Annotated in this window: 15 protein-coding genes; 10 read left to right on the top strand and 5 right to left on the bottom strand. The window is 32.9% G+C overall.

Features of this window, described 5'->3' with window-relative positions:
- Positions 1 to 135: 135 nt before the first annotated feature.
- The 3 genes from rnc to ATE84_RS03145 are packed head-to-tail and all read right to left on the bottom strand — an operon-like array spanning position 136 to position 2,375.
- Positions 136 to 870, bottom strand: coding sequence for a ribonuclease III (gene rnc, locus ATE84_RS03155; protein WP_101445706.1), 735 nt, complete (start codon positions 868 to 870; stop codon positions 136 to 138).
- Positions 871 to 2,124 (bottom strand): beta-ketoacyl-ACP synthase II, encoded by a 1,254-nt coding sequence (gene fabF, locus ATE84_RS03150; RefSeq protein WP_101445705.1) that lies wholly within the window; start codon positions 2,122 to 2,124, stop codon positions 871 to 873.
- A gap of 17 nt (positions 2,125 to 2,141) precedes the next feature.
- Entirely contained in the window at positions 2,142 to 2,375 is a 234-nt protein-coding gene (locus ATE84_RS03145) for an acyl carrier protein (RefSeq protein WP_024768509.1), read from the bottom strand.
- A 181-nt stretch (positions 2,376 to 2,556) separates the two neighbouring features.
- Here ATE84_RS03145 and purN point away from each other — a divergent pair, with 181 nt between their 5' ends.
- A complete protein-coding gene (gene purN, locus ATE84_RS03140; RefSeq protein WP_101445703.1) occupies positions 2,557 to 3,141 on the top strand; it encodes a phosphoribosylglycinamide formyltransferase in 585 nt (194 codons plus the stop codon).
- A gap of 384 nt (positions 3,142 to 3,525) precedes the next feature.
- On the top strand, positions 3,526 to 4,161 hold the full coding sequence (locus tag ATE84_RS03135) for a viroplasmin family protein (protein ID WP_101445702.1): 636 nt from the start codon (positions 3,526 to 3,528) through the stop codon (positions 4,159 to 4,161).
- Between the two features lie 128 nt (positions 4,162 to 4,289).
- On the opposite strand, the gene ATE84_RS03130 is transcribed toward ATE84_RS03135, so the two are convergent.
- Complete coding sequence (locus ATE84_RS03130) at positions 4,290 to 5,255, bottom strand: M12 family metallopeptidase (RefSeq protein WP_101445701.1); 966 nt, start codon at positions 5,253 to 5,255, stop codon at positions 4,290 to 4,292.
- A 442-nt stretch (positions 5,256 to 5,697) separates the two neighbouring features.
- Here ATE84_RS03130 and ATE84_RS03125 point away from each other — a divergent pair, with 442 nt between their 5' ends.
- Positions 5,698 to 6,627 (top strand): PfkB family carbohydrate kinase, encoded by a 930-nt coding sequence (locus ATE84_RS03125; protein WP_101445699.1) that lies wholly within the window; start codon positions 5,698 to 5,700, stop codon positions 6,625 to 6,627.
- Between the two features lie 79 nt (positions 6,628 to 6,706).
- On the top strand, positions 6,707 to 8,605 hold the full coding sequence (locus ATE84_RS03120; RefSeq protein ID WP_101445698.1) for an amidophosphoribosyltransferase: 1,899 nt from the start codon (positions 6,707 to 6,709) through the stop codon (positions 8,603 to 8,605).
- Between the two features lie 266 nt (positions 8,606 to 8,871).
- Here the strand turns inward: ATE84_RS03120 and ATE84_RS03115 are convergent, their stop codons facing one another.
- Complete coding sequence (locus ATE84_RS03115; RefSeq protein ID WP_101445697.1) at positions 8,872 to 9,480, bottom strand: superoxide dismutase; 609 nt, start codon at positions 9,478 to 9,480, stop codon at positions 8,872 to 8,874.
- A gap of 193 nt (positions 9,481 to 9,673) precedes the next feature.
- Between ATE84_RS03115 and ATE84_RS03110 the strand changes: the two genes are divergently transcribed.
- The 6 genes from ATE84_RS03110 to ATE84_RS03085 all read left to right on the top strand — a co-directional run bounded on the left by ATE84_RS03110 (position 9,674) and on the right by ATE84_RS03085 (position 21,126).
- Positions 9,674 to 12,826: an exodeoxyribonuclease V subunit beta gene (locus ATE84_RS03110; RefSeq protein WP_101445695.1), complete on the top strand. Its 3,153-nt coding sequence runs from the start codon at positions 9,674 to 9,676 to the stop codon at positions 12,824 to 12,826.
- 285 nt (positions 12,827 to 13,111) lie between these two features.
- Entirely contained in the window at positions 13,112 to 14,500 is a 1,389-nt protein-coding gene (locus ATE84_RS03105; protein WP_101445694.1) for an OmpA family protein, read from the top strand.
- Between the two features lie 186 nt (positions 14,501 to 14,686).
- Entirely contained in the window at positions 14,687 to 17,422 is a 2,736-nt protein-coding gene (locus ATE84_RS03100) for a PD-(D/E)XK nuclease family protein (protein ID WP_101445692.1), read from the top strand.
- Between the two features lie 42 nt (positions 17,423 to 17,464).
- Positions 17,465 to 18,313: an alpha/beta hydrolase family protein gene (locus tag ATE84_RS03095; RefSeq protein WP_369828489.1), complete on the top strand. Its 849-nt coding sequence runs from the start codon at positions 17,465 to 17,467 to the stop codon at positions 18,311 to 18,313.
- 57 nt (positions 18,314 to 18,370) lie between these two features.
- Positions 18,371 to 18,655, top strand: coding sequence for a hypothetical protein (locus ATE84_RS03090; RefSeq protein ID WP_101445691.1), 285 nt, complete (start codon positions 18,371 to 18,373; stop codon positions 18,653 to 18,655).
- Between the two features lie 77 nt (positions 18,656 to 18,732).
- Entirely contained in the window at positions 18,733 to 21,126 is a 2,394-nt protein-coding gene (locus ATE84_RS03085; RefSeq protein ID WP_101445690.1) for a TonB-dependent receptor, read from the top strand.
- Positions 21,127 to 21,135 lie beyond the last annotated feature (9 nt).

The raw sequence follows: 21,135 nt of genomic DNA, 5'->3' as shown, positions 1-21,135 counted from the left end.
TCATCTAACAAGTTTAATTAAAGATAAAGTTATTTTACGAAAACGATTGAGTTAGTATCTTTTAACTATAAAAAATTATAGTTTTTCTAATATGCATATATTTTGATTAGTTTGGCAGGAAAAATCTAATGTTATTTAGATATTTATTTTAGATTGAAATGCAAAATAAGCTCTTTTTGAAGCTTTTTCTTCTGCTTTCTTTTTTGATGTAGCTCTCGCTTTTGCAACTACTTTGTCATCTATCCAAAGCTTTACGGCAAAATGCTTCATTTCATCCTTACCGGTATCTTCATATACTTCGTAACTAAATACTTTTTTCTCTTTTTGACACCATTCTATCAATAAGCTTTTATAGCTAATGATTTGTCCTTCTAGGCTTTCGATATCAACATATGGATCGATTACAGCTTCTTTTATAAAGCGTTCGCAATATACAAAACCACGATCCAGATATATGGCACCTATAAGAGCTTCAAAAAGATTTCCATGTATATTTATTCCAAATTGAGACTTAGGAATATTGGTTCTCACCAATTCAATTAATTTAAGATCTTTTCCCAGCTCATTAAGATGTTTTCTACTCACTACTTTGGCTCTCATTTTGGTCAAATACCCTTCATTCCCTTCGGGTACTTCTTTAAATAAGTGTGCAGCAATAACACTACTTAACATAGCATCACCTAGAAACTCTAACCTTTCAAAATTAACAGCATTTCCTTTTTTGTCTTTTAAATTTAAAGACCTGTGCGTAAATGCTTTTTCGTAAGGCTTAATGTTTTTGGGTTTAAAACCGACTATTTTCTGAATTTTAGAAAAAAAATTCCCGTTCTTTTCAGAGCGGGAATTTAGTATGTTTCGAATAACATTCATTTATTCGTTCAGTTTTTTAAATAACACACAAGCATTATGACCTCCGAAACCAAAAGTATTACTCATTGCGTATGTGATTTCACGTTTTTGAGCTTTGTTTAATGTCAAATTCAATGAAGAATCTATATTTTCATCCACAGTAGTGTGATTGATAGTAGGAGGCACTATACCTTTTTGCATAGCCAAAATAGAAGAAATAGCTTCTATAGCTCCGGCTGCACCAAGTAAGTGTCCTGTCATAGATTTTGTTGAATTGATATTGATGTTAGGTGCATGATCTCCAAAAACCTTGGTAATAGCTTTCAATTCTGCAACATCTCCTAATGGAGTGGATGTTCCATGAGTGTTTATAGCATCTACCTGTTCTGGGGATACACCCGCATCTCTTAAACAATTAAGCATCACGCGTTCTACTCCTATTCCGTCAGGATGCGGAGCTGTCATGTGATATGCATCACTAGACATCCCACCACCAACGACTTCGGCGTAGATTTTAGCACCTCGTGCTTTTGCGTGTTCGTATTCTTCAAGAATAAGAGCTCCACTACCTTCTCCCAAAACGAAACCATCTCTGGTTGCGTCAAATGGTCTAGAAGCAGTTTCTGGACTTTCATTTCTTGTAGACAAAGCGTGCATCGCATTAAATCCTCCCATACCAGCTATAGTAACGGCAGCTTCACTTCCTCCTGTAATGATAATATCACAATGGCCTAAACGAATATAGTTTAGCGCATCGATCATTGCATTTGCAGAAGAAGCACAAGCAGAAACTGTGGTATAGTTAGGTCCCATAAAACCGTTTCGTATAGAAATATGACCAGGAGCAATATCGGCGATCATTTTCGGGATAAAGAAAGGATTGAAACGAGGTGTTCCATTTCCATTGGCATAACCAATTACTTCTTCCTGAAAAGTCTCTATTCCGCCAATTCCTGCACCCCAGATCACACCAACTCTAAATTTATCAACCTTTTCCAAGTCAATAGCAGCATCTTTTATAGCTTCTTCAGAAGATACAATAGCATACTGCGCAAATTTATCAAGTTTTCGTGCTTCTTTTCTATCAAAATAGTCTGTGGGAGAATAATTTTTGACTTCGCAAGCAAATTTAGTCTTGAAATTTTCGGTATCAAAATAGGTAATGGGAGCGCAACCACTTTTTCCATTTACTAATCCATCCCAATATTCATCAATATTGTTACCTATAGGTGTCAATGCACCTAGTCCTGTGACTACAACTCGCTTAAGATTCATATTTTGTCGTGAAGTTATTACTTTGCGTCTTCAATATAAGATATTGCTTGACCTACTGTTGCAATGTTTTCAGCTTGATCATCTGGAATCTGAATATCGAATTCTTTTTCGAATTCCATAATCAATTCTACAGTGTCTAATGAATCAGCGCCTAAATCGTTTGTGAAACTAGCTTCATTTACAACTTCGTTTTCGTCTACTCCTAATTTGTCAACGATTATCGCTTTTACTCTTGATGCAATGTCTGACATAATGTTTAATTTTAATTTTTTAATTAGGTGGCAAAAATAAAAAACTTTATTTTAAAACCCCACAATCCCATAAAAATGTATTTGTATTTTATCAAATATAGCGAAGTATTGGCTTTTTGCTACCTAAAATTGAATAATAATTATTTTTTTTGTGCTCTCTAATCAACAATTTTATCATACTATGAAGCGTATTATAATTTTTGCTTCCGGCTCGGGTACCAATGCCGAAAATATAATTAAGTACTTCCACGAGCGAAAAATTGCCGAGGTTACACATGTGTTCTCTAACAACCTGCGTGCCAAAGTATTGAAAAGAGCTCATGCCTTGAAAGTAAAGGCGTTACACTTTGACAAAGAGTCATTTTATGACACAAATGAGGTGCTTAATATCTTAAAAGATGCCAAACCTGACATTATTGTACTGGCTGGGTTCTTATGGATTTTTCCTAAAAAAATCATTGAAGCTTTTCCTGATAAAGTGATAAATGTTCATCCTGCGTTATTGCCAAAGTATGGTGGAAAGGGAATGTATGGACATCACGTGCATGAAGCTGTAGTTAGAAATAAAGAAAAAGAAAGTGGGATAACAATCCATTATGTAAATGAACATTATGACGAGGGAGCAATAGTTTTTCAGGCCAAAACGCCAATTTCTGCAGAAGATTCTGCCGAAGATGTAGCTCAGGCGATTCATCAATTAGAATATAAACATTTTCCAATCGTTATAAAAGAACTCCTGTTTGCTAATAAAACAAGTAATGAGTAGTGTGCTTAATAACCTGATTTTGATGTAAGGGATTGATTAAAAAAGTCATCAAATTGAGTGATTTTTCATAGTGAAACGAAGAAAAATTGTATCGAAATTAGGCTTTTGATTGAAAATTTACTGGTCTTCGATACAATTTTCTATCGAAAATCACTCTGACTGACGTAAATTTTCTTAGATCGAACTCAGGTTAATAGTGAGAAACGGAAGGAATATTGTATATACTATTATTTTAATTCTTTATTATAGCGTTCGAGCGGGCTATACGTTACAATTCCTCTCCCGAATAGCTCGGGATGCGGGATTTTCACTACTATCCCTAACGCAAAATATGCACACATAATCATTTATCAACAAGCAATCATAAACTAGTAATTAATAAGAATGGCTAAGAAAGAAAAATTTTATGTGGTTTGGGAAGGACACAAGCCTGGAATTTATACCAAATGGAATGATTGTAAAGCTGCTGTTGAGGGGTATGCAGGCGCAAAATATAAGTCTTTTGACTCTTTTGATATAGCAAAAAAAGCATATAACGGAGATTATGAGGACTATAAAGGGAAGAGTAAACCCAAAAAAACACTTACCGCAGCACAATTATCAAAAATAGGAGAACCTAATTTATATTCAATAGCAGTAGATGCTGCTTCTAGTGGTAACCCCGGTAAGATGGAATACCGAGGAGTCGATACCCAAACCGAAAAACAGCTTTTTCATCAGGGACCTTTTAGACAGGGTACAAATAATATAGGAGAGTTTTTGGCGCTTGTGCATGGTCTTGCGTATCTGAAAAAGAAAAATAGTGATCGTATTATTTATTCTGATTCTAAAATAGCAATTGGATGGGTAAAACAAAAAACATGTAGAACAAAATTGCAACGAACTGCTAAAAACAAAGAAGTCTTTGATTTGGTAGATCGAGCAACACAATGGCTCAAAGAAAATACATATACAACTACAATTGTAAAATGGGAAACCAAAGCATGGGGAGAAATACCTGCAGATTTTGGTAGAAAGTAAAGTGATCTAAAATATTTGTTTACAGTAGTCTAAAATTTACAAAAAAATGCCCCGAGTTATCCCGAGGCATTTTTATTGATAAATAAAATGTATCACATTTTATTTAGATTTTTTAATCTGATTGATTATTAAACAGATGGATATGTAACTGCTGTATTACTTTTTGATTTTGCAGTACCACATGCTCCAAGATGTTTCCAACCACTAGCTGTTCTTTCGAATAAATTTCCTCGATAAGTCACTTTATCTCCAACAGAGTAAAAACCACCATTATATTCAGCAACTCCATCACAGATATCACCGGTAGGAGGGTTAGTGCTACCTGGATATATTCTAGCAATAAAAGATTTATCTGTTGCAGATAGTCTTGTATTACTTCCTACGGCAACACCATCTGTAGTATGTGCTGCAGGGATAGGGTAATGCATTATTGATTTTGAATCATATGCACTATAATTAGTAGTGCTTGCCGAATAACGTCTGAATAGGTTATTGTCTACCTGTGCTCTACTCCATCCTTGAGTTCTTTGGTAATATTCGTAAACAACTTCTTTATTCCAGTTGATTCCTGCTACAGGATTTTGATGTTCGTGAATCAAACCAAGTGCATGCCCAAATTCGTGAACTATAACACGTCTAAATTCAGTATCAGATGTACTATTATTAAAATACTGATAATGCATACTGTGGGATTGATTATTAGATGCAGTTCCTAAATATGACCAATACCCTTTTGCATTGTTATAGTTACCAAAACCAATTTTAATATTGGCACTACTGTTTGAAGAAACAAATTCGAATTTTACGTTAGCATGGTCTTCCCATTGTACAGCATATTGCTTTACTTTAGATTGAAGATAATTACTTCCGTTTAGGAATTTTACACGAATAGTTTGACCAGGTTCCCATTGCACATCTTTAACACTGGCAGCTTTTGAATTGTTAGTGTTCCATTTTTCGATACATACATGAGCGTCTTTTGCAGTTGCATCTTGATCAGTTTCAAAAATGCCTTCAGAATCTTTTTCACAGTTAAATAATAAAACCGAAAGCGACGTAGCTAAAACTAGTTTAGCTAAATTTAATTTTTTCATAATTAATATATAAGTTTGAGTTTGTATTGTATAAAGAACGCTGTTTTTTTAAGTTTATTTTAGCATTTTGAATTTTTTTTTCAAAAATTCTAATTTTATTAAGGGTTTTGTGCTAAAAAATTATCATTTTCACAAATGTGTAAATACAAGTCAAAATTATTTTTTTAGTAAATAAAATATGAAATTTAAGTTTTGATTTAGAGCATGTTATTGATAAAATAGAAGAAATTAAAATCATAAAGAAATCTGTAAAAGGAGGATTACTTGCTTACTATTTCTGTATAAGTAACAAAATATAGATTCCTTAACCTATATTTATCAAATTGCAAACAAAATCATAAAAACGCATCTATAATTTTTGATAGAAAATAACCTTTGTATTAATCTTCTTACTACTTAAAAGTAAAACGTATATTTGCAAAAAAATTATTACGCTAGTTGTATGAGTAAATTACTTATTGTAGGTTCTATGGCCTTTGATGCTATTGAAACACCTTTTGGTAAAACTGATAAGATTTTAGGTGGAGCAGCCCCATATATTGCACTTTCTGCTTCTAATTTCAACATTTCTTCAGCAATTGTCTCTGTGGTTGGAGAAGATTTTCCTTTGGATTATCTTTCCCTACTTCAGGAAAAAAACATTGACACTTCTGCTGTAGAAATTGTAAAGGGAGGAAAGACTTTTTTCTGGAGGGGTCGCTATCATAATGATTTAAATTCAAGAGACACATTAGATACACAACTTAATGTACTTGCTGATTTTAATCCTGTAGTTCCTGATAATTATAAGGATGCAGATATTATAATGTTAGGAAATTTAAATCCATCGGTGCAGCTTGGTGTTATAGAACAACTTACTTCTAAACCAAAACTTACGATATTAGATACTATGAATTTTTGGATGGAAGATGCTTTTTTAGGAGATCTTCTAAAAGTAATTTCAAAAGTAGATGTAATTACTATTAATGATGAAGAAGCTAGACAATTAAGCGGAGAATATTCTTTGGTAAAAGCAGCTAGAGCAATCGAAAAGATGGGGCCAAAATATGTCGTGATTAAAAAAGGTGAACATGGAGCTTTGTTATTTCATGAAGAACAGATTTTCTTTGCCCCGGCATTACCGTTAGAAGAAGTTTTTGACCCTACCGGTGCTGGAGATACATTTGCAGGAGGTTTTTCTGGATATCTAACCAAAACTGGGGATATTTCATTTGAGAATATGAAGAAAGCAATTATTCATGCTTCAAATCTAGCCTCTTTTTGTGTAGAGAAATTTGGTACAGAACGAATGGAGAATTTAAATAAAGATGAGGTTCAAAGGCGACTTCAGCAGTTTAGAGAGTTAACACAATTTGAAATAGAATTGTCTTGATAAAGGATAGCCCTAAAGTAATTGTTTGGGGCTTTTTTAATTATGATTAACACAACAACATTTAGAATTTTGGAATACAATGAGTGATGCGTTAAAACACGAATGCGGTATAGCATTTATCAGACTACTAAAACCATTAGAGTATTATAAGGAGAAATATGGTAGTGCATTTTATGGAGTAAATAAAATGTATCTGATGATGGAAAAACAACATAATCGCGGTCAGGATGGTGCCGGATTTGCAAGTATTAAATTAGACACTGCTCCTGGAGAACGATATATAAGTAGAGTTCGATCGAGTGAATCACAGCCAATACAAGATATATTTTCTCAGATTAACGATAGAATTAATAAAGAATTGGTAGAACATCCAGAATATTCGGATGATGTAGAACTACAGAAAAAAAATATTCCTTACATAGGAGAAGTCCTTCTTGGGCATGTGCGCTACGGGACATTTGGTAAAAATAGTGTAGAGAGTGTTCATCCATTTTTAAGACAGAACAATTGGATGCACCGTAATCTAATTGTAGCAGGTAACTTCAATATGACCAACAATGATGTGTTGTTTAATAATCTTGTACGATTAGGACAGCATCCTAAAGATAAGGTAGATACCGTTACTGTAATGGAAAAAATTGGCCACTTTTTGGATTCTGAAGTAGCCAAGTTATATAAGAAATTAAAGAAAGAAGGATTTAATAAAAATGAAGCCTCTCCACAAATTGCAGAACGATTAAATGTCGCGAAAATCCTTAAAAAATCATCAAGAGATTGGGATGGGGGTTATGCTATGGCAGGAATGCTTGGGCATGGCGATGCTTTTGTTTTAAGAGATCCGGCAGGGATCAGACCGGCATACTATTATAAAGATGATGAAATAGTGGTTGTAGCATCAGAAAGACCCGTTATCCAAACTGTATTTGATGTTGCTTTTGATGATGTATTAGAACTTGATCCAGGAAAAGCAATTATCGTTAAAAAGAATGGTGAAACTTCTGTAGATAGAATTATTGAACCACTAGAACGAAAAGCGTGTTCTTTTGAACGTATTTATTTTTCACGAGGAAGTGATGCCGAGATTTATGAAGAAAGAAAGAGTTTAGGAAGGTTGATTATGCCTCAGGTTTTAGAAGAAATTAACCATGATACAGTAAATACTGTTTTTTCTTTTATTCCAAATACAGCTGAGACCTCTTTTTATGGTATGGTTGAAGCTGCTCAGGATGAATTAAACAAGCAGAAAAACGAAACGATACTTTCAGAAAAAGAGACATTAACAGATGAGCGTCTATCAGAAATTCTCTCATACAGATTAAGAACAGAGAAAATTGCAATTAAAGATGCTAAGCTTCGTACTTTTATTACAGAAGATAGTAGTAGGGATGATTTGGTGGCCCATGTTTATGATGTGACTTATGGTGTAGTAAGGCAAGAAGATAATCTAGTTATAATTGATGATAGTATCGTTAGGGGAACAACCTTGAAAAAGAGTATTATCAAGATGATGGATAGATTAAATCCAAAGAAAATCGTTATTGTCTCTTCGGCACCACAAATTCGTTTTCCTGATTGTTATGGAATTGATATGGCTAGATTAGAAGGTTTAATTGCATTTCAGGCTGCGTTAGAACTTTTAAAAGAAAATGGGAATTATGATTTGGTAGAGCAGGTTTATGAAAAATGTAAAGCCCAAGAAAACTTAGTAGACTCAGAAGTGCAAAATTTTGTAAAAGAAATCTATAGCGGATTTCCTGATCAGGAAATAAGTGATAAAATATCAGAGTTGTTAAGTGATACATCAGTAAAAGCTGATGTAAAGATTATTTATCAGACCGTTGACAATCTTCATCGAGCCTGCCCTAAGAACTTGGGAGATTGGTATTTTACGGGAGATTATCCAACAATAGGAGGAAATAGAGTTGTAAATAAGGCTTTTATAAATTTCTTTGAAGGTAAAAATGAAAGAGCGTATTAAAAAAACAAAAATGTTTGTTGTTAAAAAGGGTTAATTTGTGTATTTCAACAATTATTTTGACCTTTCGTCTAAAACATTTTTTCACTATGAAATAACGTTCTATATTAGCAAAGCCATAGCATAAGTAGGTTAAGTTCATGGTAGATTTGGGGCAAAAAAAGGTGGTTCTTCCACCTTTTTTTATTTTCTGACATTTCGTAATATTTTTAATATAAAAAAGAGTCACTGTAGTGTGACTCTTTTCTTTTTGTTTAAAGTATTGTTATTTACTTTCCTTGAGCATATCGGCTTGCCACTTCGTTCCAGTCAATTACATTAAAAAATGCAGTAACATAATCAGGACGACGATTTTGATAGTTTAAGTAATATGCATGTTCCCAAACATCTAATGCAAGTATAGGAGTTCCTCCGCATGCAATACCTGGCATTAAAGGGTTATCTTGGTTAGGAGTAGAGCAAATTTCTACTTTTCCGCCTTGGTGTACACATAACCAAGCCCATCCTGATCCAAATCTAGTAGCAGCTGCTTTTGAGAATGTTTCTTTAAAAGCATCAAAAGATCCATAGGCTGCATTAATTGCATCTGCAAGTTCACCAGAAGGCTTTTCTCCTCCATTAGGTGACATTATCTCCCAAAATAAATTATGATTATAATATCCCCCACCGTTATTTCTAACAGCTCCGTTTGACATATCAAGATTAATAAGAATATTTTCAATGGTTTTACCGTCAAGATCCGTTCCTTCTATTGCTGCGTTTAATTTACTAGTGTATCCGGCATGATGTTTATCATGATGAATTTCCATGGTACGAGCATCTATATGAGGTTCTAACGCATCAAAAGCGTAGTTTAATTTTGGTAATTCGAATGACATATGTTATTATTTTAATTAATAAAAAATAAAAGCGACATCAAATTTAACAATTCGAATGATGAATAAAAATTTATAATTGTTATAAATTAATTAAAACCCACAGGATAGTAAAAACAACTTTTTTGTTATTATAATTTTATAGAAATCGATGGTATAAGATTTTCGGGTTTTAGTATTTTAGTAAAAAAAAGAATTGAATTCTACTACTGCTTTTATTGTTTATAATGCTGCTGCTGGTGCTGGTAAAACCTATACCCTGGTAAAAGCATATTTGATCGCCCTATTAAAAGGAGAGTATAGGGATAGTTATAAAAATATCTTGGCAATTACTTTTACAAATAAAGCAGTTGCTGAGATGAAATCCAGGATATTAGAGAATCTTGTCGCTATTAGTGAGCTTGATACTCCATCAAAATATCAAGATTTGCTAAATGAATTAAGTGTAGAGACTAAAATTCCTGAGCTTGAACTGAAACAAAAAGCAAAACGAATTCTTAGAAGTATTCTTCATAATTATGCAGCATTTGATGTCGTTACTATTGATACATTTACACATAGAGTGATCAGGACATTTGCGCATGATTTGGGGATTCCTATGAATTTTGAGATCGAAATGGATACAGATTCTTTAATTGAAGAAGCTGTAGATGCAGTGGTTGCCAAAATAGGACTAAATGAAGAGCTGACCAAATTGATTATTGATTTTGCCATCAGCAAACTCGAAGATGATAAAAGTTGGGATATTACTATAGAGCTTAATAAGATAGCCAGATTGTTATTTAGTGAAAATGACAGAGGACATCTCAATAAACTTTCGCATAAAACAATTGCCAATTTTGAAAGCCTGAAAAAACAATTGAGTGAAAGAGTTGCCAGATGTAAGAAGGATATCATTTCTGAGTCGAATACCATTTTACAAGTAATTAAAACTCATGGAGTAGAATATACAGATTTTACTCGGAGCTCAATTCCTAACCACTTTTTAAAACTTACAGAAGGTGATGTGAAAGTGGATTTTAAAGCCGCCTGGAAACAAAATATACAAGAAGCCTCTTTCTATAGTACTAAGTTAGACTCTCATAAAAAAGAACTAATCGATAGCATTAGATCTTCTGTAGAAGAAGTTTTTCTAACAACAAAGCAACTATTAATACAAATTGGTTTTTTTAAGAATGTTATCAAAAACCTTACACCTCTTTCGGTATTAAATGCAATTAATAAAGAATTAATTGGAATCAAAAAGGAAAGAAAAATTCTGTTAATATCAGAATTTAATACGATTATAAGTAAGGCAATTAAGGATCAGCCAGCTCCATTTATATACGAACGTTTAGGAGAGCGATATAGAGATTATTTTATTGATGAATTTCAGGATACTTCAGAATTACAGTGGAATAATTTGATTCCTCTTATTGATAATGCAGTGTCAACAGAAACATTAACAGGTAAAAGAGGGCAGGTTACTATTGTAGGAGATGCAAAACAAGCAATTTATCGATGGAGAGGAGGAAAAGCAGAACAATTTATTAATTTATCTTCTGATGAAAATCCTTTTTCAATACAGGAAAAACAAGTTCTTAATCTCCCTAGAAATTATCGTAGCCACGAAGAAATTATTAAATTCAATAATAGCTTATTTACCTTTTTATCTGGTGATTTTAAAAATGAAAAACATCGGGAATTATATGTGTTGGGGAATAAGCAAGAAGTTAACTCTAAAAAAGATGGATATGTTAATATATCATTTATTGAAGCTAAAAATGTAGCTCAAGAGAATGACTTATATCCCGAAAGAGTGTTTGAGACTATACTTGAACTAAACAAAAAAGGATATCCTCTTAATGAAATATGTGTTATCGTAAGAAAACAAAAAGAAGGAACTGTTATCGCAGATTTTCTTACTCAGAAAGGATTGTCTATAATTTCTTCAGAAACATTATTAATTAAGAATGCACCTCAGGTAACATTTATTATCGATTTACTTACCTGGTGTACACACCCAGAGCATCTGCAATCAAAAATCAATGTATTACATTTTTTAACCGAAAATTTTTCAATACAAGAAAAACATTTGTTTTTAGAAAAAATGATAGGTGTTGATAAGAAAACATTTTCTTCAGAACTTAAAATTTTAGGGCTTGATTTTGATCTTGCCCAGGTTTCGATAAGACCTCTTTATGATGCAGTAGAATATATTATAACGAGCTTCTCTCTTGCTGATAACACTATAGCATATGTGCAATTTTTTCTGGATGTAGTATTTACATTTACTCAAAAACACACAGAAGGTATCATAGGTTTTTTAGCATATTGGCATATAAAAAAAGATAAATTAAGCATTGTTGCCCCAGAAACAGAAGAGGCAATTCAGATTATGACAATACATAAAGCAAAAGGACTAGAGTTTCCTTGCGTTATTTATCCATATGCTAATATAGATATCTATGAAGAAATAGAACCTAAAATATGGTTAGCAGTAGATAGTGAACAATACGGCAATTTTGAAGAAGTATTTATTAACTATAATAAAGCAATATCTGAGTATGGTAAAGATGCAGAAGAAATTGTTTTAAACAGACAAGCGCAATTAGAATTAGATGCGTTTAATTTATTATATGTAGTACTTACCCGTGCAGAAGAGCAATTATATATTGTTTCTAACCTAAAATTGAATGCAAAAGGAGAAAGTAACCCAAATACTTTTTCTGGAAAATTAATTGCATATTTAAAACATTTGGATCAATGGAATTCTGAAAAAACAGAGTATGTTTTTGGTAGTTCTTTAAGACCAGGGGTTATAAATACAGATATAGAAGATAAGCCAAAAATGGTTAAACTTTCTCGATTCGAAGATTCCTCGGGAAAATATAAAGTAAATATTGTAACTAATTCTGGTAAACTATGGGATACGTCTCAACAGAGTGCAATAGAAAAAGGAAATTTGATACATGATCTTATGGCTTCTATCAATACATATAAGGATGTGGAAAGAGTTGTTGAAGAAGCCTACCAAAAGGGAGAAATTACTATTTCTGAAAAAGAAATACTTTATGATGAAATAAAGGGTATTGTAGATCATCCAGAGCTTTCTCAATACTTCTCTTTGGAGAATACAGTGCATAATGAAAGAGATATAATTTCTAATGGAAGATTATTTCGACCTGATCGAATAGTAATTGATAAAAATAATCTAACGACGATAATGGATTATAAAACAGGAATTCACAATACTTCTCATACAATGCAAATACAGGGCTATGCATCACTTCTTGAAAAAATAGGGCACATTGTAAAAGATAAAATTCTAATTTACTTTAATGACGATATCACCTTAAAACACGTATAAATAATCTGTCATTTTTACAATTACTAAAAGAAATTTAAGGATAAAAGGTATTTTTATCTTATAATTGTAACATAATTGTTGAGCTAAATATTTTAATTTTTCTCTAGTTAGGTTAAAATTATTGCTTTTTTTGGGGCCAGAAAACTGTTAAAAAAAACGACTACACTCTCCAAAGCTGCGATATATACTGGCTTGTTAAGAAAAATTTATTAGATTTATCTTTGACAGTTATTTTTAACATATTACATTTGCTCTAATTAACACTTAAAAATTAAATTATTGAATATGAAACATCTTAGCAGATTTTTAGTGGCTTCGTTACTTGTACTTGGATTTAGTACGGCGAATGCACAAGATGAAAACAATCCTTGGGCGGTTTCTATAGGCATTAATGCCGTTGACATCTTTCCTACTGGGGGAGACCTTACCAGTCAGGGAGAAATTTTCGATGAATTTTTTAATGCTAGTGACCACTGGAACATCCTTCCATCTGTTTCCAAATTATCTGTTGGTAGATATATAGGAAGTGGTTTTGCCTTTACAGCGGCAGGGTCAGTTAACAAAATAGAAAATTTTGGTGAACTTGAAAACGGTACACCTGTTAATGTTGACGACTTATCTTATTATGCCTTAGATGGTAAAATTAGCTACAGTTTTAGAAGTTCTTCAAGTTGGTTTGATCCTTACGTAGGTGTAGGTGGAGGTTATGCTTGGGTTGATGAAAAAGGAGCTGGAACATTAAACGGTTCTCTTGGATTAAACTTTTGGTTAACAGAAAACTTAGCATTTAACCTTCAAACAACTTACAAGCACGTATTTGAAGATTATGAAACTGGTAGTTACCCTCCAACTCATTTCCAACATTCTGCAGGACTTACTTTCGCATTTGGAGGTAAAGATACTGACGGTGATGGAGTATATGATAAAGATGACGAATGTCCAGACGTTCCTGGTTTAGAAGAATTCAACGGATGTCCTGATACTGATGGTGATGGAATCACTGATGCTAAAGATGAGTGTCCTGATACTGCAGGTACTGCTGAATTTAATGGATGTCCTGATACTGACGGTGACGGAGTTCCAGATCCTAAAGATGAGTGTCCTACTGAAGCTGGATTACCTGCTCTTAATGGATGTCCTGATGCTGACGGTGATGGAATCGCTGATGGTAAAGATGGTTGTCCTAATGAAGCTGGACCAGCTGCTAATAATGGATGTCCTTACCAAGATAAAGATGGTGACGGTGTATTAGATAAAGATGATAACTGTCCTGATGTTGCTGGTACTGTTGCAAACAATGGTTGCCCAGAAGTAACTGAAGAAGTACAGAAGACTCTTAATGAGTACGCAAAAACGATCTTGTTTGATTCTGGTAAGTCTACTATAAAAGAACAGTCTCATAAAGTACTTGGAGATATCATTTCTATACTAAAAGAATATCCTAATGCTAAGTTTACAGTAGAAGGACATACTGATAGTGTAGGTAGTGCTAAACTTAACCAAAGATTATCTGACTCTAGAGCTAATTCTGTTAAGAATTACTTGACAGAAAACGGTATCGATCAGTTTAGATTATCAGCTGTTGGTTATGGTGAAGACAGACCTATCTCTTCTAATAAAACTAGAAAAGGTAGAAAAGAAAACAGACGTGTAGAGATCAACTTAGTAAAATAAGAATAAAAGTCTCTCGATTATAATAATAAAACGTCCCGAAATTTTCGGGACGTTTTTTATTTTTATAAAATTAAACGGATATCCCAAAGTAAAGTTTGACATCTAAAATTTAACAAAGATCGATTCTACTTAATAGGTTCAGGTTTGTCTTAAGATTTAATATCTTGCACATAAAATCATACATACTTGAAAAGTTTTCTAAAAGAAGTTATACTAGAAGTACAGGGCACGACAGAAAAAATAAGCGATCTGATTTTTCTGGTACCTAGTAAAAGAGCAGGGCTTTTTCTCAAAAAAGAACTTTTAGAAACATATCCTGATCAAACTCTTTTTGCACCAATAATCCTTAGTATTGAAGAATTTATTGTTCGATTGTCAGGACTTCAACAAATTGATAATGTTCAGACATTATTTGAGTTTTATGAAGCATATCTGAATACTCATACTCACCTAGAAAAAGAGGATTTTGAAACATTTAGTAATTGGGCCCAGACCCTAATTTATGATTTTAATGAAATCGATAGGTATTGTATAGATCATAAGAGTTTCTTTACTTATTTATCAGGAATACAGGACTTAAATCATTGGTACCTACAAAAAGAGAAAACAGAATTAGTTAAAAATTATATTAGGTTTTGGGAAAACCTGATGGATTATTACAGCAATTTTAAAAATAAATTGCTTTCAAAAAAAATTGGATATCAAGGGTTGCTGTACAGAAAAGCATCAGAAGATATCAAAACATATGTTAATACTGAAAATAGAACACATATCCTAGTAGGGTTTAATGCTCTTAATAATGCTGAGCAGATCATTTTTCAATCACTTTTAGAAGCCGACATTGCTCAGGTATATTGGGATGCAGATCAGTTTTTTGTAGAAAATGCCTATCACGAAGCGTCTTTATTCTTAAGAACATATAAAAATCAATGGGAATATTATAAAAAGAAACCGTTTCAATGGATACAAAACAATTTTTCTTCAGAAAAGGACATTACCCTAATAGGAGTGCCTAAGAATATAGGTCAAGCAAAATCTATTGGTCAAATACTTACTTCGATACCCAAATCTGAGGTCGAAAAAACAGCTTTGGTACTTGCAGACGAAACGCTATTACAACCCTTACTTAATTCATTGCCCAATACAATAGAAGCCCTAAATATTACAATGGGACTACCTCTTAAAGAAGTTCCAATAGCTGCATTTTTTGAGTTGCTATTTAGTCTTCATAAAAATTCTAGCCCCAAAGGATTCTATTATAAATTAGTATTAGAAATTTTAAATAGCCTTCCGGCATATAGAATATTAGGATTTGAAGTAACACGATTGATCAATACCATTGCTAAAGAAAATATCGTTTACATAACATTAGACAAACTACAGGAGAAAGTTCCAGCTAAGGAAAAGAAAGCTCTTGGATTACTATTTGAACCGTGGAAAGATGTCACCATAGCTTTAGAAAACTGTAGGAAAATAATACTACTGCTCAAGAATAATCTGGATAAGAAAAAAGACGAGTTAGAACTAGAATATGTGTATCATTTCTATTTAGTTTTTAATAAAGTTTTTACATTACATACGAGCTATCAATATTTAAAAACGATAGGATCTTTGTATACATTGTATAAAGATATTATGATGTCTGAAACTCTGGATTTTTCTGGCGAACCATTTAGTGGGTTACAGCTCATGGGAATGTTAGAATCCAGATGTCTTGATTTTGAAACAGTCATTATCACTTCGGTTAATGAAGGAGTTTTACCTGCAGGAAAGAGCATGAATTCTTTTATTCCTTATGATTTGAAGAGGGCATACAATCTCCCTACCTATAAAGAAAAAGACGCTATATATACATATCACTTTTATAGATTAATCCAAAGGGCTAAAAAAGTATATCTACTGTATAATACAGAAGACGAAGGAGTGGGTGGTGGAGAAAAGAGCAGGTTCTTACTTCAGCTAGATATTGATAAAAGACCAAAACATAAGCTTACAAAATATGTGGTATCAGCAAAAGTACCTCAATTAATCAATCAACCATTACAGATTAGAAAAAATGAAGCTATTTTACTAAAACTAAAAAAACTAAGTGCTCATGGGTTGTCACCTTCTGCACTAACTGCTTATATAAGAAACCCAATGGATTTCTATTATAAATATGTATTGGGTGTTACAGAAACCGAAGAGGTAGAAGAAACTATTGCCGCAAATACTTTAGGGACGGTAATTCATAATACACTCGAAACTTTTTATAAACCATTAGAAGGTAAATTTCTTGCTATAGAAGACATCAATACAATGAGAAATCAAATTGATATCGAACTTCGAGGTCAGTTTAAGCAAGAATATACAAAGCTCAATATCACGCAAGGCAAAAATCTTTTAATTTTTGAAGTAGCTAAGCAGTACGTATATAACTTCCTAAAAGCCGAGGAGAAATTAATAAGAAGTGGAGCCCGATTAAAGATTCTGGCTATAGAAAGTAATCTAAAAACAAAATTGAATATTCCTGAGTTGGATTTTCCTATTTATATTAAAGGAAAAGTAGATCGAATTGATGAGTTAGATGGACAAGTACGAGTAATAGATTATAAAACAGGAAGAGTAGGTCGAAGCGATGTTGTTATTATGGATTGGGATATAATCACCGATGAGTATAAATACAGCAAAGTAATTCAGGTTTTGGCATATGCATATATGCAACACAATGAAAATCCGATTTCAGAAGCCTTTCAGGCAGGTATAATTTCATTTAAGAATCTTCAGGAAGGATTTCTTAAGTTTGGAACAAAAGAGAGCGTAAGAGGGAAAGCAAATTACGAAATTACAAATGCAGTATTTGATGATTATTTGTTACAGTTAAAAAAACTGATCCTGGAAATTTTTAATATTGAAACCCCATTTATTGAAAAAGAAGTATAACTGTATACAACAGGTTATTACTAAACTATTGCATTTAAAATTATGATGGCCAAAAACAAAAATATAATAGTCAAAGGAAGATATCAAAAACCAATTTTGACAGATGTCTTTTACAAAAAAGATGGAGTACAAAAACCGGTTATTATTTTTTGCCATGGATATAAAGGTTTTAAAGATTGGGGTGCTTGGGATTTGGTTGCAGAAGCTTTTGCCAATGCTGGATTTTTCTTTATAAAATTTAATTTTTCCCATAATGGAGGCACTATAGAACAACCCATTGACTTTCCTGATCTAGAAGCTTTTGGTAATAATAATTATATCAAAGAATTAGATGATCTAGAAACAATTATAGATTGGACTACTTCCTCAGATTTTAAATTTAGAAATGAAATTAATACCTCAAACATTTCTTTGATAGGTCATTCTCGTGGTGGCGGAATCGTAACCATTAAAGCAGCAGAAGATAAGAGAGTAACGCAATTAATAACATGGGCGAGTGTTTCTGATTATAAAAATCGATTTCCAAAAGGAAAAGTCTTTGAGTACTGGAAGAATACTGGAGTAACCTATATCGAAAACGGAAGAACCAAACAGCAAATGCCGCATTATTTTCAGTTTTATACATCTTTTATAGAGAATGAAGATAGATTAACCATCGCTAATGCTGCCAAAAAAATTAAAATACCACATTTGATTGTTCATGGCACAAGCGATCCAACAGTTGATATACAAGAAAGTAAAAATATACATGCTTGGAGTGTCAATAGTCAATTATATATAGTAGAAGGAGCAGATCATATATTTGGTGTAAAACATCCCTGGCAAGGCAACAATTTATCAAAACATCTTGAGTTAATAGTGCAAAAAAGTATAGATCTTACAGGTCTTTAACACTTTATTAGCCAAAAAATACAATAAGCAATCATTTTTTTTCGTTTATTTGTTGTTATGAAGTTTAATAGACAAATACTGGCTTCCGTATTTTTGGTACTCTTCGGTATCATTCAATTGGCAGACTTACATATTGTGGGTCATGATGCTGATGATACAGATTGCACTCTTTGTAAATTTACTTCTGATCATCATAATGATAATTTTACATCTGCAGACACAGTTACTATTTCTGAAGCAGTACATGTTCCTGCCGATATTGTTCGAGCAAATTATGTGAATCGATATTTTGATTCATCTGTTGCTTACAATTTTCTAAACAAAGCTCCCCCTGTAGCTTAGTTTTACCTAAACTTTATTATCGAAACTTAACTGTGGTATATCCATACCAATCAGTTTATCTATTATTTATTTTACAAATGAAAAGACACACTTGGTTATTTGTGTTTCTTTTAGGGATTCATCTCCTTTCGGCACAAGAATGTGATAAAATACTTTCTGGCAGAGTCATAGATTTTCATGACGGAGAACCCCTTGAAGGCGCTACAATAACATTTAATAATCGTACAATCGTGACAGACGCTTCTGGTAGATATTCTATTACAGGTTTATGTGCAACAGCATATGCTTTTACTGTTTCTCATGAAAAGTGTAATTCTCAGGTAGTAACTCTTGATGTAGGCAAAACGTCCTCAAAAGATTTCTCCTTAGAACACCACCTTAATGAATTAGAAGAAGTAAAAGTTTCGGGAGCCAATGATACTAAAACAACATCTGCTCAAGAAGAAACTATAGGTTCTGATATCATAGAAAAATACGGCAGTGCCTCTTTGGGAGATGCCCTTAAAGAAATTACAGGTGTTTCGTCTTTAAATACTGGATCCACGATTGTAAAACCGATTATTCAGGGTCTTAGCGGAAGTCGTGTGTTGATCATGAATAATGGCGTTCGTATGCAAGATATGGAGTGGGGTGATGAACATGCACCTAATGTAGATATTAACACAGCAGGAAATGTTACTGTTGTTAAAGGAGCTTCTGCATTACAATACGGAGGAGACGCAATAGGTGGTGTTATCATTATGGAACCTCGTAAAGTACCTTCAAAAGATACATTGTTTGGTAAGACTCTGGTTGCAGGAGCTACAAATGGACGAGGAGGATCAATTTCTTCAGAATTGATAAAAGGATACAAAAACGGCTTGTTTGTTAAAGCACAAGGATCGTTAAAACGTTTTGGAGATGTAGAAACACCAGACTATATTCTCTCTAATACAGGGGTATTCCAAAAAGGAGCATCTCTATCTTTTGGAGTAAATAAATTTACCCACGGCTGGGATGCATATTATTCTTTTTTTGATAATGAAATTGGAGTATTAGCAACATCTCATATTGGTAATGTAGACGATCTTATAAATGCTATTAATGAACAGCAACCTGCAATTATTAGAGATTTTACCTATGAGATTGATAATCCTAAGCAAGAAGTTACTCACCATTTGGGACGTCTTCGGTATTTTAAACGTTTTGAAGAACTTGGGAAATGGAATACACAATATGATTTTCAATATAATAAACGATTTGAGTTTGATATTCGCAGAACAGAAGAACTTACTAAATTACCTAGTATAGATCTTGAGCTAAAAACACATACGCTAACTTCAGATTTTAAATTTGATTCGAATCCTGATTTTCTGTGGAATGTAGGAGTGTTATTTAGATATCAGAATAATTTTGCAGATCCCAGTACAGGAGTAAGAAGATTAATTCCCGACTATGATAAGTATGATGTCGGAGCATTTATTACAGGTGAATACGGCGTAACAAATGATATCATTGTAGATGCAGGTATTCGATACGATTATAATCGTATGGATGCTAAAAAGTTTTATTTGAAAACCAGATGGGAAGAAAGAGGATATGGTGTAGATTTTTCTGATCTTATTATTGAGGATTTTAATACGCAATGGCTCACTAATCCAGTTTTTGATTACCATAGTGTTTCTGGTACTGCCGGAATACAATATACTTTTAGAGAAGATTACGAATTTAGATTTAATTATGCATTAGCACAACGTGCTCCTAATCCTTCAGAGTTATTTAGTGATGGTTTACACCACTCGGCTGCCAGAATTGAGTTGGGAGATTTAAGGATGGATCAGGAAACATCTCATAAAATATCTCTAACCGCACAAAAGAATACAGAAAAATGGGGATGGGAAATAGCACCATATGCCAATTTTATAAATGATTATATTTTGCTAGAGCCTATAGGTCTCGAATTATCGATACGAGGAGCATTTCCTGTATGGCGATATAGACAAACCAATGTTACATTATTAGGAGTCGACGCCAAGACTTACGCTAATTGGCATCAGAACTGGAGAACAGATCATAGTTTTTCTATGGTAAAAGGAAAAGAAAATGAAAAAGATATCGCGTTGATTAATATCCCTGCGCCAACTTTTAATAACGGTATTACTTATAGTAACAAAAATTGGTTCGGATTTAATGTTTCTTTAGAAAGTCAATATTTTTTTAGACAAAATGAATACCCGCCCAATATCCCTGTGTTTTCTCCACAGCAAAATGAAAATGTATTGTTAGAGGTCAATACTCCTCCAGATGCATATCATTTATTAAATGCAGATACTAGTATGGAGTTTTCTTTGGGAGAACGAAATAAACTAAAAGTTGGATTAACAATAAACAACATATTAAATACAAACTATAGAAATTACTTAAATCGTCAGCGATATTTTGCAGATGATTTGGGTAGGAATTTTTTATTAAGATTATCAGTTAACTATTAAATTAAATTT

The organism is Aquimarina sp. MAR_2010_214 (assembly GCF_002846555.1).
In the GTDB taxonomy this organism is placed as follows: Bacteria; Bacteroidota; Bacteroidia; order Flavobacteriales; family Flavobacteriaceae; genus Aquimarina.
The sequence above is the reverse complement of the archived record's forward strand: the minus strand, read 5'-3'. Positions and strand labels throughout refer to the sequence as shown.

Coding starts and splice junctions, on each gene's coding strand:
- ATE84_RS03145 (WP_024768509.1), bottom strand. CDS start 2,375: ATGTCAGACATTGCATCAAGAGTAAAAGCGATAATCGTTGACAAATTA.
- ATE84_RS03085 (WP_101445690.1), top strand. CDS start 18,733: ATGAAAAGACACACTTGGTTATTTGTGTTTCTTTTAGGGATTCATCTC.
- ATE84_RS03090 (WP_101445691.1), top strand. CDS start 18,371: ATGAAGTTTAATAGACAAATACTGGCTTCCGTATTTTTGGTACTCTTC.
- ATE84_RS03115 (WP_101445697.1), bottom strand. CDS start 9,480: ATGTCATTCGAATTACCAAAATTAAACTACGCTTTTGATGCGTTAGAA.
- ATE84_RS03120 (WP_101445698.1), top strand. CDS start 6,707: ATGAGTGATGCGTTAAAACACGAATGCGGTATAGCATTTATCAGACTA.
- fabF (WP_101445705.1), bottom strand. CDS start 2,124: ATGAATCTTAAGCGAGTTGTAGTCACAGGACTAGGTGCATTGACACCT.
- rnc (WP_101445706.1), bottom strand. CDS start 870: ATGAATGTTATTCGAAACATACTAAATTCCCGCTCTGAAAAGAACGGG.
- purN (WP_101445703.1), top strand. CDS start 2,557: ATGAAGCGTATTATAATTTTTGCTTCCGGCTCGGGTACCAATGCCGAA.
- ATE84_RS03135 (WP_101445702.1), top strand. CDS start 3,526: ATGGCTAAGAAAGAAAAATTTTATGTGGTTTGGGAAGGACACAAGCCT.
- ATE84_RS03130 (WP_101445701.1), bottom strand. CDS start 5,255: ATGAAAAAATTAAATTTAGCTAAACTAGTTTTAGCTACGTCGCTTTCG.
- ATE84_RS03125 (WP_101445699.1), top strand. CDS start 5,698: ATGAGTAAATTACTTATTGTAGGTTCTATGGCCTTTGATGCTATTGAA.
- ATE84_RS03095 (WP_369828489.1), top strand. CDS start 17,465: ATGATGGCCAAAAACAAAAATATAATAGTCAAAGGAAGATATCAAAAA.
- ATE84_RS03105 (WP_101445694.1), top strand. CDS start 13,112: ATGAAACATCTTAGCAGATTTTTAGTGGCTTCGTTACTTGTACTTGGA.